Annotated in this window: 15 protein-coding genes; 9 read left to right on the forward strand and 6 right to left on the reverse strand. The window is 68.9% G+C overall.

The window, feature by feature from the left end:
- Window positions 1–2: 2 nt before the first annotated feature.
- The 3 genes from ABZ860_RS30535 to ABZ860_RS30545 all read right to left on the reverse strand — a co-directional run bounded on the left by ABZ860_RS30535 (window position 3) and on the right by ABZ860_RS30545 (window position 3,681).
- Entirely contained in the window at window positions 3–950 is a 948-nt protein-coding gene (locus ABZ860_RS30535) for an ABC transporter permease (protein WP_357226543.1), read from the reverse strand.
- On the reverse strand, window positions 943–1,869 hold the full coding sequence (locus ABZ860_RS30540; protein WP_357226546.1) for an ABC transporter permease: 927 nt from the start codon (window positions 1,867–1,869) through the stop codon (window positions 943–945). Before ABZ860_RS30540 ends, ABZ860_RS30535 begins: the two co-directional genes overlap by 8 nt.
- Window positions 1,870–2,001: 132 nt before the next feature.
- Window positions 2,002–3,681 (reverse strand): ABC transporter substrate-binding protein, encoded by a 1,680-nt coding sequence (locus tag ABZ860_RS30545; RefSeq protein ID WP_357226548.1) that lies wholly within the window; start codon window positions 3,679–3,681, stop codon window positions 2,002–2,004.
- Between the two features lie 398 nt (window positions 3,682–4,079).
- Here ABZ860_RS30545 and ABZ860_RS30550 point away from each other — a divergent pair, with 398 nt between their 5' ends.
- From ABZ860_RS30550 to ABZ860_RS30565, 4 genes are read left to right on the forward strand one after another with little or no spacing between them, the layout of a single operon-like run.
- Window positions 4,080–4,985: an ABC transporter permease gene (locus ABZ860_RS30550; protein ID WP_139578683.1), complete on the forward strand. Its 906-nt coding sequence runs from the start codon at window positions 4,080–4,082 to the stop codon at window positions 4,983–4,985.
- The gene (locus ABZ860_RS30555; protein ID WP_357226550.1) at window positions 4,978–5,814 is read left to right on the forward strand and encodes an ABC transporter ATP-binding protein; all 837 of its coding nucleotides are present in this window, start codon (window positions 4,978–4,980) and stop codon (window positions 5,812–5,814) included. Before ABZ860_RS30550 ends, ABZ860_RS30555 begins: the two co-directional genes overlap by 8 nt.
- 19 nt (window positions 5,815–5,833) lie before the next feature.
- Window positions 5,834–6,370, forward strand: a complete 537-nt coding sequence (locus ABZ860_RS30560; protein WP_357226552.1) for a YbhB/YbcL family Raf kinase inhibitor-like protein — start codon at window positions 5,834–5,836, stop codon at window positions 6,368–6,370.
- A gap of 60 nt (window positions 6,371–6,430) precedes the next feature.
- Window positions 6,431–6,610 carry a hypothetical protein gene (locus ABZ860_RS30565; RefSeq protein ID WP_139578681.1) on the forward strand — a complete coding sequence of 60 codons (180 nt, stop codon included), beginning with the start codon at window positions 6,431–6,433 and terminating at the stop codon, window positions 6,608–6,610.
- A 201-nt stretch (window positions 6,611–6,811) separates the two neighbouring features.
- On the opposite strand, the gene ABZ860_RS30570 is transcribed toward ABZ860_RS30565, so the two are convergent.
- Window positions 6,812–7,759: a hypothetical protein gene (locus ABZ860_RS30570; RefSeq protein ID WP_357226555.1), complete on the reverse strand. Its 948-nt coding sequence runs from the start codon at window positions 7,757–7,759 to the stop codon at window positions 6,812–6,814.
- A 388-nt stretch (window positions 7,760–8,147) separates the two neighbouring features.
- On the opposite strand from ABZ860_RS30570, the gene ABZ860_RS30575 reads away from it, so the two are divergent.
- From ABZ860_RS30575 to ABZ860_RS30590, 4 genes are all read left to right on the forward strand, one after another.
- The gene (locus tag ABZ860_RS30575; protein ID WP_357226556.1) at window positions 8,148–8,717 is read left to right on the forward strand and encodes a DUF1707 domain-containing protein; all 570 of its coding nucleotides are present in this window, start codon (window positions 8,148–8,150) and stop codon (window positions 8,715–8,717) included.
- A gap of 17 nt (window positions 8,718–8,734) precedes the next feature.
- On the forward strand, window positions 8,735–9,763 hold the full coding sequence (plsX, locus tag ABZ860_RS30580) for a phosphate acyltransferase PlsX (RefSeq protein ID WP_357226557.1): 1,029 nt from the start codon (window positions 8,735–8,737) through the stop codon (window positions 9,761–9,763).
- A 51-nt stretch (window positions 9,764–9,814) separates the two neighbouring features.
- On the forward strand, window positions 9,815–11,536 hold the full coding sequence (gene argS, locus ABZ860_RS30585; protein WP_357226560.1) for an arginine--tRNA ligase: 1,722 nt from the start codon (window positions 9,815–9,817) through the stop codon (window positions 11,534–11,536).
- Between the two features lie 145 nt (window positions 11,537–11,681).
- Window positions 11,682–12,995: a hypothetical protein gene (locus ABZ860_RS30590; RefSeq protein WP_357226571.1), complete on the forward strand. Its 1,314-nt coding sequence runs from the start codon at window positions 11,682–11,684 to the stop codon at window positions 12,993–12,995.
- 178 nt (window positions 12,996–13,173) lie between these two features.
- Here the strand turns inward: ABZ860_RS30590 and ABZ860_RS30595 are convergent, their stop codons facing one another.
- Together ABZ860_RS30595 and ABZ860_RS30600 are read right to left on the reverse strand one after the other, a co-directional pair.
- A complete protein-coding gene (locus ABZ860_RS30595; RefSeq protein WP_346226448.1) occupies window positions 13,174–13,557 on the reverse strand; it encodes a cell division protein SepF in 384 nt (127 codons plus the stop codon).
- Between the two features lie 813 nt (window positions 13,558–14,370).
- The gene (locus ABZ860_RS30600; RefSeq protein WP_357226562.1) at window positions 14,371–15,420 is read right to left on the reverse strand and encodes an aldo/keto reductase; all 1,050 of its coding nucleotides are present in this window, start codon (window positions 15,418–15,420) and stop codon (window positions 14,371–14,373) included.
- A gap of 75 nt (window positions 15,421–15,495) precedes the next feature.
- Between ABZ860_RS30600 and ABZ860_RS30605 the strand changes: the two genes are divergently transcribed.
- Complete coding sequence (locus ABZ860_RS30605; RefSeq protein ID WP_357226565.1) at window positions 15,496–16,038, forward strand: TetR/AcrR family transcriptional regulator; 543 nt, start codon at window positions 15,496–15,498, stop codon at window positions 16,036–16,038.
- Window positions 16,039–16,323 lie beyond the last annotated feature (285 nt).

Genomic DNA, 16,323 nt, shown 5'->3' on the forward strand with positions numbered 1-16,323 from the left:
CCTCATCGAAGCTTCGGGTCGAGGGCGTCGCGTACGGCTTCGCCGAGCATGACGAAGGTCAGCACGCACAGGGACAGGAACCCGGCCGGGAAGAACATGGCGTGCGGCGCGGTCCTGATGTACGAGGCGTGGTCGGCGATCGCGATACCCCAGGAGATGACCGGCGAGCGCAGGCCGATGCCGAGCAGCGACAGCGTCGCCTCGGCGCCGATGTAGCTGCCGATCGTGATCGTGGCGTACACGAGGATCGGCGCCAGCGAGTTCGGCAGCAGGTGCTTGAAGATGATCCGGAGAGGTCCGGCCCCGAGCGCCCTGGCGGCCTGCACGTAGTCCTGGTGCTTGGCCTGGATGACGGCCGAGCGGGCGATGCGCATCAGGATCGGCCAGCCCAGCAGGGCGAGCACGATGATGACGACCGCCATGATCGTCGCCTTGCCGGGATTCGACTGGGCCGGCGCGATGGTGCCGAGGATGATGATCGCCCCCAGCACGTACGGCAGGCCGAGGAACATCTCGCCGACGCGGGAGATGACCGCGTCGAGCCAGCGCCCGAAGTAGGCCGCGAGCACGCCCGTCAGGCCGCCGAGCAGGACGGTGGCCAGCGTGGCCAGCACACCCACGATGATCGAGGTGCGGGCGCCGTACACCGCGCGGGCGTAGACGTCGCGTCCCTGCAGGTCGTAGCCGAACCAGGCGTCCGCGCTCGGCAACTCCATGCTCTTGGCGAGCGTGGCGTACTCCGGGTCCTTGTGGGTGAACAGCGACGGGAAGGCCGCCATCAGGAGGAACACGATCAGCATCACGAGCGAGATCCAGAAGATCTTGCGCCGCTTCAGGATGTCCCACGTGTCGCGCCAGAGGCTGCGCTGGCCGTCCCGGACCGCGACCGGGCTCGCGGTCGGCTCGTCCGCCCCCTTGATCAGGTCTTGCGTCGCGGTCGGGTCACTCATAGCGGATCCTCGGGTCGAGCACGCCGTAGAGGAGGTCGACGAGCAGGTTGGAGAGCAGGTACACGAGGACGAGCAGCGTGGCCACGGGAACCACGATCGTGTAGTCCTGGCCGTTGATGGCCCGCCACAGCAGGCCGCCGATGCCGTGGATGTTGAAGATGCCCTCGGTGATGATGGCGCCGGACATCAGCGAGCCGACCTCGGTGCCGAGGAACGTCAGCACCGGGATGAGCGAGTTGCGCAGCAGGTGGATCCCGACCACCCGCCGGTTGCTCAGTCCCTTGGCCACGGCCGTCCGCACGTAGTCGGCGCGCAGGTTCTCCACGATGCTCGTACGGGTGAGCCGCGCGGTGAACGCCATGTTGAGGCTGGCCAGCACCAGCGCGGGGACGATCAGCTCGGGGATCGTCGCCTCGTCCGTCACGGTCGGCTCGATGATGTGGAACTGGACACCGAGGATCCACTGCAGCAGGTAACCGGTGACGAAGATGGGCAGCGACAGCAGGAACAGCGTGGACATCGTCACCACGTTGTCGAGGAAGCCGCCGCGCTTGAGCCCCGACAGCACGCCGGCGCCGATTCCGATGATCGCCTCGAACAGCACCGCCATCAGCGCGAGCCTGATAGTGATCGGCCAGGCGTCGCCGAGCTGGGTCGCGACGGACACGCCGTTGAAGTCGGTGCCCAGATTGCCGGTGAGCAGGTTCTTCAGGAAGCTCCAGTACTGCACCAGGATGGGCTGGTCCAGGCCGAACTGCTCGCGCATGGCCGTGACATAGCTGTCCGGACAGGGCCGCTGGCCGCATCTCCCGGCGAACGGGTCACCCGGGAGCTGCCAGACCATGTAGTTGATGATGAAGGTCGTGCCCAGCACGACAGGCACGAGTTGCAGCAGGCGCCGGATCGCGTATCGGCCCATGCGCACCTCCGATCTGACGCTAAAGGTCGTACATGCGCCCCCCGTGGGTCAACACGGGAAGTCGCGAATGGACAGCCCACGAGGCCGGCCCCGGTGGGGAACCGGCCTCGGGGGTTCACCTACGAGCTGTCCCTACGCTTCCTTGATCGCGATCGACAGCGGGTCGAGCACGCCGAAGGGAGTGACCTTCACGCCGGTCACCCACTTGGAGGTGCCGGCCTGCAGACCGTACGACCACAGCGGAATCGCGGGCATGTCCTGCTGAAGCATAGCCTCGGCCTCCTGGTAGAGGGCGTTGGCCTGCGCGGGGTCGGTGGCGGTGTCGGCCTCGTGGAGCTTCTTGTCGAGGTCCTTGTTGCTGTAGAGACCGTCGTTGGAGGAGGCGCCGGTCTTGTACAGCGGGTTCAGGAAGTTCTCGATGTGCGGGTAGTCCATCTGCCAGCCGGTGCGGAACGCGCCCTTGATCTTGTGCTGGGTGATGGTGTCACGCAGCTCGGCGAAGGTCGGCATGTCCTTGTGCACGAACTTCACGCCGGCGTCGGGACCGAAGGCCTGGTTGATGCTGTTGACCGTGGCCTCGATCCACTCCTTGTGAGTGCCGTCGGCGTTGGACCAGATCGGGAACTCGGCCGGCGGGGTGTAGCCCTCGGCCTTGGCCTTGGCGAGGTACTCCTTGGCCTTGGCGGGGTTGTAGGTGCACAGGTCGCCGCAGGCCCCGTCCTTGAAGCCCTCGACGATCGGGGAGACCCATCCGTTGATGGGCACGCGGCCCTTGTTGAAGATCTTGTCGGTGATCGTCTTCCGGTCGATCGCGTACGACACGGCCTTGCGGAAGTCCGCGTTGCCGCCGAACTCCTTGTCGTACAGCGGGAAGGTGACCGTCTGGATGACGCCCTGCTGACCGTCGATCGCGCGGTCGCCGAGGTCGGTCTTCCACTTGTCGCCGGCGAGGGCCGACGGCGGGATCAGCTCGGTGAAGTCGAGGTTGTTGGAGACCAGGTCCGCGTACGCCGCGTTGTCGTCCTTGTACATCTTGTAGACGATCTTCTTGACCTTGGGCTTCTCCGGCCCGGGGTAGTCGGGGTTCGCCTCGACGATGATCTGCGAGTTGTGGTCCCACTGCACGAACTTGAAGGGACCGTTGGTGACCGGCTTCTGCGCGAAGCCCTTCGGGTCCTTGAAGAAGGCCTCGGGCAGCGCCGCGAAGCTCGTGTAGCCGAGCTTGGTGCGGAACACGGCGACGGGCGCGCTCAGCGTGACCTTGAAGGTGAGGTCGTCGACGACCTCCAGGCCCTCCAGCTTGTCGGTCTCCGGCTTGGGCGCCTCCTTCGGCCCGTCGGGGCCGTCGGGGTCGGCGGTGTTGACCTTGTCGAAGCCCACGATGTCACCGAACCAGAAGCTGCCGAGCTGGGCGTTCGGCGAGTAGGCGGTGTAGTTCCAGGCGTCGACGTAGTTCTTCGCGGTGACCGGCGTGCCGTCGGTCCACTTCAGACCGGGCTTGAGCTTGATCGTCCACACCTTGTTGTCGGTGGTCTCGATCGACTCCGCCTGGTCGAGCTCAGGAGCGGCCGTGTCCGAGTTGTACTTGACGAGCCGGCTGTACACGAACTCGTTGATCGTGCCGCCGCAGGTCTCGTTGATGTTCCCGGGGACGAAGCCTGTCTGCGGCTCACAACCACGGATGTAGACGGTCCCGGTGGCGGCCCGGGGGTTGTCCCCGCCGCCGCTACTGGAGCCGCCGCCCCCGCCGCACGCGGCGACGCCGAGCGCAAGCAGCGCGGTGCCGGTGGCGATCTTCGCGCCCTTAGTCACGCGCATAGTGGATTGGTCCTCCCTCTAAGGATGGGCGTTCGCGCTGGTTGGCACCCGGTTTGCCGGGCATCGTCAAACCAGCTGACGTCCTGCCAGTCGTCCGGAGCATCCCTTACCGGACGCACCAGAGGAGTCTCCGGCACGTTGCAGTTCGGTCACACGTGCGTCAGTCGGGCGTCACACACATTCCTGCGACCCCAACCTTAAATGCCCAGCACGGCATCAAACTCCCCTTTAGAGTACATATACCGACAGACGGGTGGTCCTTTGACCGAGGGTGAGGGCGACACCCGTGCCCCGGTCCCCGGATCAGGATGTCCTGGGCTACCTTTGACCAGTCGCAGCCACGTATGGTGCGACAGCCGTCCCACCGACCTCCATCCAATAGAGTCCATGCCATGAGCCAGCCGGAATCCGCGCTCGCGGAGGCCCAGGGTGGCGGCCGAGCCCCGGAGTCGCTGGCCGCGCTCGCCGAGCGTCACGGACTACGACGCGCCATCGCACGCCCCAGCATGCCCGCCTACCTGCGCCAACTGTGGGACCGGCGGCACTTCATCCTCACGTACGCCACCTCGCGCAACGTCTCCAAGTATTCCGAGTCGATGCTCGGGCAGCTCTGGCAGGTGCTGACCCCGCTGCTCAACGCCGCGGTGTACTGGCTGATGTTCGGCGTCATCCTCGGGCAGAGCAAGAAGATCGACAACTACCCGGCGTTCCTCATCACCGGGGTCATGGTATTCACCTTCACCCAGCGCACGGTGATCAGCGGGGCCAAGTCCATCTCGTCGAACCTGTCGCTCATCCGGGCGCTCCACTTCCCGCGGGCCGCCCTCCCGCTGGCGTACACGATCCAGGAGCTCCAGCAGCTCGGCTACTCCATGGCCGTGCTCGTCCTCCTGGTGCTCGTCACCGGAGAGCCGGTGAGCTGGCTGTGGCTGCTGATCCCCGTCGTGCTGCTCATGCAGCTCGTCTTCAACATCGGCACCGGCATGTTCATGGCCCGCCTCGGCGCGTTCATGCGAGACATGAACCAGTTGCTGCCGTTCATCACGCGCACCTGGCTGTACGCCTCCGGCGTCTTCTACGCGATCGACGACCGCACCAAGGATCTGCCCGACTTCCTCAGGTGGGCGCTGGAGTTCAACCCCGCCGCCGCCTACATCGAGTTCATGCGCGACCTGCTGATCTACCAGCGGTTCCCCGAGCGCTGGGCGTGGGTTACCTGTCTATTCTGGGCAGTGTTCGCACTGATCGTCGGCTTCTGGTACTTCTGGCGGGCCGAGGAGAGGTACGGCCGTGGCTGAGCTGACCAAGGAGCTGTCGCAGGTGGCGCCCCAAACCCCAGAGACGCAAACCCAAGAGACGCAGAACCCGCAGAATCCCAAGGCCGGAACCCCGACCGTCATCGTCGACGACCTCCACATCGTCTACAAGGTGTACGGCTCGGCCAGCGACGCCGAGAAGGGCAACGCGGCCAGCGCGCTGATGCGCATCCTGCGGCGGCAGGGCCGGCCGCAGATGAAGGAGGTCCACGCCGTCAAGGGCGTGAGCTTCGTGGCCCACCACGGCGACGCCATCGGCATCATCGGCCGCAACGGCTCGGGCAAGTCGACGCTGCTGCGTGCGATCGCCGGCCTCCTGCCCCCGCACAAGGGCGCCGTCTACACCAACGGCCAGCCGTCGCTCCTCGGCGTCAACGCGGCCCTCATGAAGGAGCTGACGGGCGAGCGCAACATCATCCTCGGCTGCTACGCGATGGGCATGTCGCCGAGCGAGGTGCGCGAGAAGTACGACGAGATCGTGGACTTCTCCGGCATCGGAGACTTCGTCCAGTTCCCCATGTCGACGTACTCGTCCGGCATGGGCGCCCGGCTGCGCTTCGCCATCTCCTCCGCCAAGACGCACGACGTGCTGCTCATCGACGAGGCCCTCGCGACCGGCGACCGCGAGTTCAAAAAGAAGAGCCAGCAGCGCATCAAGCAGATGCGCGATTCCGCCGGCACGGTCTTCCTGGTCGCCCACAACCTCGACGTGATCGAGGAGACGTGCAACCGGGTGATCTGGTTGCACAAGGGGAAGATCAGAATGGAAGGCGACCCCCAGGAGGTCCTGGAGGCGTACAACAAGGCCTGAGAGAAACGGAGGGGTGACCGTGCCGACGCCGCCACCGATCCCGTACGACCATCTGCCCGAGGTGCCCGCGCTGACCGTCGAGAGCGACGACGTACGCGACGGCGAGCGGCTCCCCGAGGCCCACGTGTTCGACGACTGGGGCATGGGCGGGCAGAACGTCTCCCCGCACCTGCGCTGGTCGGGCGCCCCCGAGGGCACCAAGAGCTACGCCGTCACCTGCTTCGACCCGGACGCGCCCACGGGCAGCGGCTTCTGGCACTGGGTGCTGTACGACATCCCGGCCACCGTCACCGAGCTGCCGGCCGGCGCGGGGAACGGCCCCGACTTCAAGGGGCTGCCGGAGGGCGCCAAGCACGCGCGCAACGACTTCAGCACCAAGCAGTACGGCGGGGCGGCGCCGCCTCCCGGCCATCCGCACCGCTACCTGTTCGCCGTCCACGCCCTGGGCGTGGAGTCCCTGGGCGTCGACACCGACACGCCTCCGGCCGTGGTCGGCTTCAACATCACCGCCAACACGCTCGCCCGCGGCTACATCGCACCTGTGTACGAAACCTGATGCGGTAGAGCCGCTTGTTCCACTATGATTCGAACGGAGATTCGACATAGGGAGGGGCGGATGAGCGACCTGGCGACGGCGATCGACAATCTGGCCGCCGAAGATCCCTCGGAGCTTCCCGTCGGGCTGATCGCCGAGCAGCTCATCGAGCTGCACTGGCAGATGGCCCGCCTGCAGGCCCAGATCGCCAGGCGCACCCACCTGCGCACCCGGTTCGACTCGCCGGCCTCGCCCAACTAGGGGCCGGCCGAGCCCTGCCGCGCACGCCCGGCGCCTGCCGCTCCCGGCGCGCACGCGCTTCGGTGCACACGCGCTTCAGTGCGCGCCTTCGCACGACGCCGGACGGCCGGCGCCCCTCAGGGGCGCCGGCCGCTCTCGTCATCGACGTCTTTCCGGACTCCGCAGATCGCCTCGACGGCGACGGAGGCCCTCAGGCGTGGGTCACCTGCCGTACCCGCCCTGGCGCGCGGTCGGCGCGACGCCGGCCACCGTGCCCGGGGCGGACGAGACGGTGCTCGACGCCGCGGCGTCGGCCGTGGCCGACGCGGAGGTGGCGAGCTCGGCCGCGGCCCCCGTCGTCGCGGCGGCTCCCTGCGCCGGAGCGTCCGTGGTGTTCCTGACGGTCCTGGTGACCGCGTGGGCGTTGGCGTCGGCCCGGGCGGCGGTCTCGGCGGCCGTCGTCTGGGTGCTGCTCATGGCGCGGTCTGCCGGGGTCTCGCACGGCACCAGCGCCAGCAGGCCGCCCGCGCTGCCGGCGGTGGCCGCCACGGCGCCCTTGAGGCTGAGCAGCGCGTTGAGCCTGGCCGTGACGTTGAGCCCGGCGCGGACCGCTGCGCCCGCGGTGGCGACGGCCGCAGCCGAGGCGTCCGCGGCGGCGGCGGCCTGGCCCGAGACGGCGACGACCGGCTTGCCGACCTGGGCGACGACGTCCGCGGCGACGTTCGCCTTGGCGACGAGAGCCGCGTTGACGTCCGCGACCGCGACCAGGGCGGCCGTCAGGTGGGCCTCCAGCCTGGCGACGACGGCGGCGTCGACGGTGACGGCGGCGTCGGCGACGATGTCGGCCGCGATGTCGGCGGCCGCGCTGATCTGCGCGTTCGCCTCGGCGGACAGACTGGCTGTCACCGTGCCGCAGAGCCTCGCGACCGCGACGAGGTCGGCCCTGATGTCAGCGGTCAGGTTCACCGCCACCTCGGCGGCCGCGTCGGCCTGCGCGACGACGCCGCCCGTCGCCCCGCCGACGGCCGTGCCCTGCAGATCGGCCAGAAGCCTCGCCAGCGTCGTGACCCGGTGCTCGGTGCACTTCTGCGCGCACACGTCGGCCTGCGCGGGCGCGGCCAGCATGCCGGCGATGCCGATCGTGACGGCGACGACGGCTGTCCTAACCACTCGTTTCATTGACTTGCCCCCGGTTCATATTCCTTTTCACGAGAGTGGGAATGACGAACCCAAGAACCCCCGTGCGTCGGCGAGCACGCCGACAAAGACGTCGGCATTTCTATCACTGCCGATCACGGCCCAAAGCCCTGCTGACCAGGGGATGCCCGGCGGGCACCCCGCCGGGAAAGTCGGTATATCGAGCACCGGACGACCACTTCGCGGTCACCCCAATCCCGCCTCAGGAGAAAGCGACGGTAAACACGGCGCCCAGGCTCCGGGGCAGATCTTTCCGCTCACTTTTAGCGACGCGCCGACGGACGTCGCGGTCCGCCCGGACCGCGACCGTCCAGGAGCCCGCCCTATCGCGACATATCTCGATAAGAGCTACGCTGGCGAGGTGACCTCCCTCACACCGTACGCGGGTGACGACCCCGCACAGCGCGCTTCGGACGCCGACCGCGACCAGGTCGCGGCCGTCCTCGGCGAGGCGCTGGCCACCGGCCGCCTGACGAGCGTCGAGCACGCCGACAGGCTCGACGCCGCCTACAGCGCCGTGACCATCGGCGACCTCGCACCCCTGACGAGGGACCTGCCCGACGCGGCCCACCCCACGGCCACGCTCTCCACCGAGAGACACCGGGTCTCCGCGGTGTTCAGCAAGATCATACGGCGTGGACGCTGGGTCGCCGGGCGGCACACCGAACTCAGCTCGGTCTTCGGCGCGCTGATCGTGGATCTCAGCGACGCGGTCCTGCCCGGGCGTGAGGTGACGCTGGAGCTGAACTCCTTCTGCGGCAAGCTCATCGTCACCGTGCCGGCCAACGCCAGGGTGGTCGACGAGGGCAGCGCGGTCTTCTCCAAGCGCTCGGTGACCGGAGGGAGCGGCGACGGCGACGGCCCGCTGATCCGCGTCACCGGCAACGCGCGCTTCGGCAAGATCGTGGTCTACCGCGGGACCCGTCGCTGACGGCCTACGATGCGGCCATGCAGCCCACCGGCCGTGCGCTGCCCGTGGCCCTCGACGCCATGGGCGGCGACAACGCGCCCGGGGAGATCGTCGCGGGAGCCGTACAGGCGGTTCGGGAGCGGGGCGTGCCCGTCGTGCTCGTCGGCCATCCCCGCCTGCTCTACCAGGAGCTGGCCCGGCACGACGCGGTCACCGAGATCCCCATCGTGCGCGCCGAGGAGGCGCTGGCGATGGACGAGGGCGCGCTGGCGAGCCTGAGACGGCCCCGCTCCAGCATCGCCATCGCCTGCCATCTCGTACGGCGTGGCGACGCCTGCGCGGTCGTGTCCGCGGGCTCGACCGCGGGCGTCGTCGCCACCGGCCGGCTGCGGCTGCGGGCCCAGCAGGGAGTCGTACGCCCCGCGATCGCGGTCGGCCTGCCGACCCTGCCCCAGCCGACCGTGCTGCTCGACGCGGGCGCCACGGCCGACGCCAAGCCGGAGATGCTGGTGCAGTTCGCCCATCTCGGCGTGGCGTACGCCGAAACGGCGCTCGGCCTGCGTCGCCCCCGCGTCGGCCTGCTCACGATCGGCGCCGAGGCCGAGAAGGGCAACAAGCTCGCCAAAAGGGCCCACGAGCTGCTCGCCGCCACGCCCGGCGTCGATTTCACCGGCAACATCGAAGGGCACGACCTGCTCACCCGCAAGGTCGACGTGGTCGTCACCGACGGGTTCACCGGCAACGTGGCGCTCAAGACCGTCGAGGGCACCGTGCGGTACGCCTTCGAGCAGTTCAGAGAGACGATCGCGGAGAGCCGGGTGGCAAGGCTCGGCGGGATGCTGCAACGCGCCCGGCTCAGGGAGCTGGCCGGCCGGCTCGATCCCGAGGCGCACGGCGGGGCGGTGCTGCTCGGCCTCAACGGCACCGTGGTGATCGCGCACGGCTCGTCGCGGGCGCGCGGCGTGGCCGCCGCCTGTGAGCTCGCGGCCCGCCTGTCGGCCCAGGGCATCATCGCCAGGATCGGCGAGCGGGTCGCCTCCACCAACAAGTCGCACCGCCGCTGGTGACCGCCGGATATGGAACGGCGGGCAGAAGGCGCACGCCGATAAGCTTGGTGCATGACCGACCCGCAGCTCGTGCTCACCGAGCGGGTCCAGCAGGCGCTGGGTTCCGCCTTCGGTCCTGAGTACGCCACCGAAGACCCGCTGATCAGGCCCTCCCAGTTCGCCGACTACCAGGCGAACGTCGCGCTCAGCCTGGCCAAGCGGCTCCGACGTGCCCCGCGGGAGGTCGCCCAGGCCATCGCCGAGCACCTCGACACGGCCGACGTGAGCGTGGAGGTCAGCGGGCCCGGGTTCCTCAACCTGACGCTGCGCGACGGCTGGATCGCCGATCAGGCCGCGCAGCGGCTGCTCGACGAGCGCATCGGCGTGCCGCAGCCGGCCCCGCAGACCGTGATCGTCGACTACTCCGCGCCGAACGCCGCCAAGGAGATGCACGTCGGCCACCTGCGCACCACGATCGTCGGCGACACCCTCGCGCGCACCCACGAGCACCTGGGCAACCAGGTGATCCGGCAGAACCACCTCGGTGACTGGGGCACGCAGTTCGGCATGCTCATCGAGCACCTCCTCGACATGGGCGAGGACGAGGCGCTCGGCATGCTGGCCGCCGGCGACGGCAACGCCTTCTACCAGGCGGCGCGGCACAAGTTCGACAACGACCCCGAGTTCCAGCAGCGGTCCCGCCGCCGGGTGCCGCTGCTGCAGGGCGGCGACCCCGAGACCCTGCGCCTGTGGCGCGAGTTCATCGAGTACAGCAACCGCTACTTCCGGAAGGTGTACCAGACGCTGGGCGTCACGCTCACCGACGAGGACATCGCGGGCGAGAGCATGTACAACCCCATGCTCCCCGACGTCTGCGACGAGCTGGAGCGCACCGGGGTGGCCGAGATCAGCGAGGGCGCGCTGTGCGTGTTCCCGCCCGGCTTCAAGGGCCGCGACGACCAGCCGTTGCCGCTCATCGTCCGCAAGAGCGACGGCGGGTACGGCTACGCCACGACGGACCTCGCCGCGATCCGCTACCGGGTGCGCGACCTGAAGGCCGATCGCATCCTGTACGTCGTGGGCGCCACCCAGTCGCTCCACTTCCAGATGGTCTTCGCCGCGGCGCGGACGGCCGGCTGGCTGCACGACGACGTCAAGGCGGAGCACGTCCAGATCGGCAGCGTGCTCGGCAGCGACGGCAAGATGTTCAAGACCCGCAGCGGCGCCTCGATCAAGCTCACCGAGCTGCTCGACGAGGCCGTCGTGCGGGCCGAGGCCGTCATCGCCGACCGCGGGTACGACCCGGAGGCCCGCCGGCAGATCGCGCGCCAGGTCGGCATGGGCGCGGTCAAGTACGCGGACCTGTCGGTCAGCCACGACAGCGAGTACGTGTTCGACTTCGACCGCATGCTCGCCCTCACCGGCAACACCGGGCCGTACCTCCAGTACGCCACCGCCCGCATCCGGTCGATCTTCCGCAACGGCGGGATCGAGCCGGAGTCGGCCACCGGCCCGATCACGCTGGGCCATCCGGCCGAGCGGGCGCTCGCGCTGCAGCTGCTCGGCTTCGGCTCGGTCGTCGCCGCCGTCGCCCAGCTGTCCGAGCCCCACCGGCTGTGCAACTACCTGTTCGACCTGGCCCAGGTGTTCACCTCGTTCTACGAGAGCTGCCCGGTCCTGAAGGCCGAGGAGGAGTCCGTACGGCAGTCGCGTCTGGCACTGTCGGCGCTCACCCTGCGTGTGCTGCTGCGCGGGCTCGACCTGCTCGGCATCGAAGTCCCCGAGCGGATGTGAGCGGGGTGCCGGACTCCGCGCCTTCCGGTTTCCGCGGGTCAGGCTCCTCCACGGCGCGCCTCATCTGTGACTGTCGCACCAAGCGTCTAGTCTGGCGCGGTCAAGGGAGTGCCAGCCGACCCCTCGGGGAGCGTTCCGCGTGAGCATGGACCTGACCACGAGTCCGGACCCAGGAAACCTGGCCGAGGCCACGGAGCTGCACCGCTACGCCGAAGCGCTGATCGTCAGCCTGGCGGCCGACGGGACCGCGCCCGACCTGCCGCCGGGGATCACCGACGTGCCGGGCTACTGGCTGGGGCCCGCCGTCGAGGCCCTCGTCCTCATCATGTCCGGCAAGGACGCCCTGGAGCCGCTGGCCCTGGCCAACGAGCTGGACGAGGGGCGCACCGCCCTGTTCCTGTGTCTGGCCCTCGCCGTCTGCGGCCACGGCGACCGGATCCACGCCTCCTGGTTGGGCACCGCCTTCGGCGACCTCTCCGAGGACCGTCCGGTGGCACCCGGCCAGCGGGCGCTGTGGCTCGCCGCCGCCCGCGGGGCGTACGGACCCGTCGGCAAGATCTTCGTACTGCGCAAGCTCGACGCGGTGGACGTGCCGGCCACCGACGACCGGTGGCTGAAGGCCCTCGTGCCCGGCCTGCCGGAGACGTCCGTGCCCGGCTCGCTGGAGGCGTTCCCCGAGCTGGCGAAGGTCGCCGGGATCGAGCGCTCGCTGCGGGCGTCGGTCACCCTGCGCCGTCTGCGCGAGCGTTGCGCCGAGATCACCTCCACCCGGCAGGCCGGCGAGGTCACCAAGGTCGTACGCGGCACCGTGTGGGCCGAGGACGAGCCGCTGGCCGTGCTCCGCGCCCTGGCAGGCCAGGGCGGCCCGGAAGGGCCCCTGAGCTCGCTCACCGGGCATCTGCTGCAGGACCTGGCTCCCGAGGCCGATCCCCATATGGCCGCGCTCGCCCTGCACGTGGCGGCGCCGGCGATCAAGGCGGCGGCGGAGTCCCTCGTCGAGGTGGTGCGCGAACCGCCGCCCGACACCCTGGACGTGCCGATCCTCGGCTATCCGATCACGCTCAGACCCGAGGGCCCCGACCAGGAGTCGATGGCGGCGGCCGAGCAGCTGCTCGTCACCGAGTGCGTGCCGAAGCGCACCCGGCCCTGGCCCGGATACGTCCTCCTGGTCCTCGCCGCCGGCGTCCTGGTCGCCGGGTTCGTGGTCTCGCCGCCGCTCGCCCTCGTCGGCCTGCTGATCGCCGCCGTGGGCGGGCACCTGCTGTGGCGGCACCGCGTCCGGGAACACTCCGACGTGCGGTACGTCCAGACACGGGCGGGCAAGCTCGCCGACCTCGCCGACAAGGCCGTCTGGGCCCTGCACGAGTACGCCAGGGAGTCGGAGGAGCGCGCCTCCGACGCCGCCCGGGACCTGGCCGAGGTGTCCACGCTCCTGCGCCGCGGCCCCCGGGCCGCGTAGGGACGCTACGCCGGCACCTGCGGTTCGCATGGGACGGCCGGCGCCGTACTCACGCCATGGCTGCGTGAGACACGCCTCACGCCGCGGCTGGACCGTGTGGAACGGCCGGCGCCGCGCACGACTGTGCCCGCCGACCGAGTGGGCGGCGGGCACAGGATTCGAAGTCGGACCTGCCGGTTCAGGCGGTGGAGACCTCCACCGTCGCCGGAGTGATCAGAAAGACCTTGTCCGCGATCCGCTCGATACGTCCCTCACAGCCGTAGGCCAAGCCCGCGGCGAAGTCCACCATTCGCGTGGCCTCTGCCGTCGACATGCTCGCCACGTCCATGACCACCGTGTGGCCCTCGCGGAAGTGCCGGCCGATCGTCAGGGCGTCGTCATACTTTCGCGGGCGGACCATGACGATACGGGCCGGGTCGGCGTTGGGCTGCCAGCGCTTGGCGGCACGCTCGGCCGCCGGCATCCAGTCGTCCTCGTACTCGTCCTCGGCGTAGGTCTCGTCGTCGTACTGCTCTGCCCCACCCAGGCCAAGGTAGCTCGCCACCTTGCGCACAGCCCCCATCGGTTCGTCCTTTTCCGGCTTGTCCTTTTCCGGGCTCGTCCCGACACACGGGACCGTAATCGACGATTCAGCGAACCCCCGCCGACACGCCCGGCCGTTTAAGTGTTGTTGGCTGGATAATGTGGAGGCCGGGTAAGTGTGTCTTCATCGTCAATTCTGTCAGCCCTTCCAGGGTAACTCGCGAAGCCGTCTACCCCATGGAACCCTTCGCAAACATTTCTCACAGTCACCTCGAACGACGGCACGCCTTCAGTAGATCACAACGGACGCCCATCATGCCGGGTTCCCGGAATGCGATCTTGCTGATGGCGACCGGTACGCCGCCACCGAGAGGCGCGAATGGAGGCGGCACCGATGAAGATCGAATTACGCGTGGAGACGCTCCGAATTCCTATTTCGAAAGCATTTTCGATAGCGGCGCATGCGGCTGATCACCCTTCTCCGTACGCGTGTCGGCGAACGGCAGTGGCCGCAATTGGGAGGACGGCCAGGGGAAACTCTTTCCTCGCAGCACCTCCTGCGGAACCGATATCGAGCACCATTTCGACCGTCCGCCGGTTTTCCAAGCGACGCGGACCAGCCTCATGGTCACCCTCCACGAGGGGACACCGTGCGGCCGCCACGGCCGCTGCCGTCGAGGACGGTGTGCGACAGTCACCCGCCCGCCCTCAGGTCGGGAGCGCCCACCCACAGCCGTGATCTCTCCAGAAGCACCCGCCGATTCTCTCGCGCGCGCACTGGGCCGGTCGATGGCCCCCGCCCCTGAATTTCAGGGCTCGGCCCAAGCAGCCGTGCCGGAGCGGACGACGGGTCTTACGACAACGCCATGCCGGGGACGCGCTTGCGGATGGCCTCCAGCTCGGCCTCGTCGGAGATCCCCTGCCAGTCGTACCGCGGCGTGTAGGGAGTCTCCAGAGCGCGCACGTCGTCGTCGGTGAGCACGACATCCAGTGACGCAACAGCCTCGTCGATGTGCCGGATCGAGCCGGCCCCGACCAGGGGCGCGGTGACGACCGGCTGGTGGCGCAGCCAGGCGAGTGCGATCTGCGCGCGGCTGACGCCGTGAGCGTCCGCGACCTGTCCGACCGCGTCGATGATCGCGCGGTTCGAGGACTCACGTGCGGGCGAGTAGAGCATGTCCGCGTAGGCGCCGTCCGTCTCAGAGCGCACCGTCGACCTGGCATCGTCCCAGCCTCGGGAGAGACGGCCGCGCGCCAGTGGCGACCAGACGATCGTGCCGACCCCCTGGTCGAGGCACAGTGGGATCATTTCCCGCTCCTCCTCACGGGCGAGCAGGTTGTAGTGGTTCTGCATGGACACGAACCGCGCCCAGCCGTTCTGCTTCTGCAGGTGGAGCGCCTTCGCGAACTCCCAGGCGTGCATCGAGGACGCGCCGAGGTAGCGGACCTTGCCGGCCTTCACGAGGTCGCTGAGCGCCTCGAGCGTCTCCTCCCACGGGGTCGCGGCGTCGTTGCGGTGAATCTGGTAAAGGTCGATGTAGTCCGTGCCGAGGCGGCGCAGGGAGTGGTCGACCTCAGTCATGATCGCCTTCCGTGACAGGCCGCGGCCATTGGGGCCGGGCCGCATCGGGTGCCGGAGCTTGGTGGCGATCACCACCTCGTCGCGGTCGGCGAAGTCCTTGAGCGCGCGGCCGAGGATCTCCTCACTGGACCCGTTCGAGTACATGTTCGCGGTGTCGAAGAAGTTGATCCCCGCCTCCAGCGCGTGCTTGATGAGCGGGCGCGCCTCCTCCTCACCCTTTGACCAGACGGGGTGGCCTCGGTCGGGCTCGCCGTAGGTCATCGCGCCGATCGCGATCGGCGACACGTCCAGACCGGTCGTACCGAGCTTGATGTAGCGCACGATGCTCCTTAGAGTATGTGGAGAGGTCTCCACATAACGTAGTGGAGACGTCTCCACTTAGCAAGGTGAGGTCCCGTGGTCCGTTCAGACGCTCGCGAGAACAGGGCGCGCATCCTTGCGGCCGCCCGCGAAGCGTTCGCGGCGGACGGCAGCGCGTCGATGAACCAGATCGCCCAGCGCGCCGGCGTCGGCACAGGCACCCTGTACCGCAACTTCCCCACCCGCGAAGCACTCGCTCTCGCCGTCTACCAGGACGAGGTCGCACGCATCATCGGCACTGTGCCTGGACTGCTGGCTGAGCTGCCGCCCCTCGAAGCGCTTCGCCACTGGACGACCGACCTTGTCGAAGCGATGCGCAGGAAGCATGGCCTCGGCGATGCACTCAGTCCCAGCGCGCACCAGGCGATCAGCGAGCAGACCTACGGCCCGGTCCTCGCCGCGATCACGGAGTTCCTCGACGCCGGCAAGAAGGACGGGAGCATCCGCATGGACGCCGACCCCGGCGACTTCCTCCAACTCACCGGCGCACTCTGGCGCGCCGCGTCCGGACCCGAAGACCGGTCACCACGCATGCTCGCGCTCATCCTCGACGGGCTCCGCACACAGCCACAGCGGTAGAGGTCACACGTCGCGCAGTCAGGACGCTGCTGACGGTTCCGGTGCCGGTGCCGGATGCCGTGCACGGTGCCGGAGCGGCCTTCACTACGAGGTGACCTGGCCCTTGGACATGCGAAAGCCCCGGCCAACCACAGCCGGGGCACCACCCCACCAACAACACACCCGGGAAAACCCCCGGAAAACGCGAAAGGGCCACCCCAAACGGGGTGGCCCTCCCAACAAAGATTGTCCGGCGGCGTCCTACTCTCCCACACCGTCCCCGGTGCAGTACCATCGGCGCTGACA

The sequence above is a fragment of the Microbispora sp. NPDC046973 genome (assembly GCF_040644495.1).
Lineage (GTDB): Bacteria > Actinomycetota > Actinomycetes > Streptosporangiales > Streptosporangiaceae > Microbispora.

Coding starts and splice junctions, on each gene's coding strand:
- ABZ860_RS30595 (WP_346226448.1), bottom strand. CDS start 13,557: ATGGGGGCTGTGCGCAAGGTGGCGAGCTACCTTGGCCTGGGTGGGGCA.
- ABZ860_RS30565 (WP_139578681.1), top strand. CDS start 6,431: ATGAGCGACCTGGCGACGGCGATCGACAATCTGGCCGCCGAAGATCCC.
- ABZ860_RS30590 (WP_357226571.1), top strand. CDS start 11,682: ATGGACCTGACCACGAGTCCGGACCCAGGAAACCTGGCCGAGGCCACG.
- ABZ860_RS30550 (WP_139578683.1), top strand. CDS start 4,080: ATGAGCCAGCCGGAATCCGCGCTCGCGGAGGCCCAGGGTGGCGGCCGA.
- ABZ860_RS30535 (WP_357226543.1), bottom strand. CDS start 950: ATGAGTGACCCGACCGCGACGCAAGACCTGATCAAGGGGGCGGACGAG.
- argS (WP_357226560.1), top strand. CDS start 9,815: ATGACCGACCCGCAGCTCGTGCTCACCGAGCGGGTCCAGCAGGCGCTG.
- ABZ860_RS30540 (WP_357226546.1), bottom strand. CDS start 1,869: ATGGGCCGATACGCGATCCGGCGCCTGCTGCAACTCGTGCCTGTCGTG.
- plsX (WP_357226557.1), top strand. CDS start 8,735: ATGCAGCCCACCGGCCGTGCGCTGCCCGTGGCCCTCGACGCCATGGGC.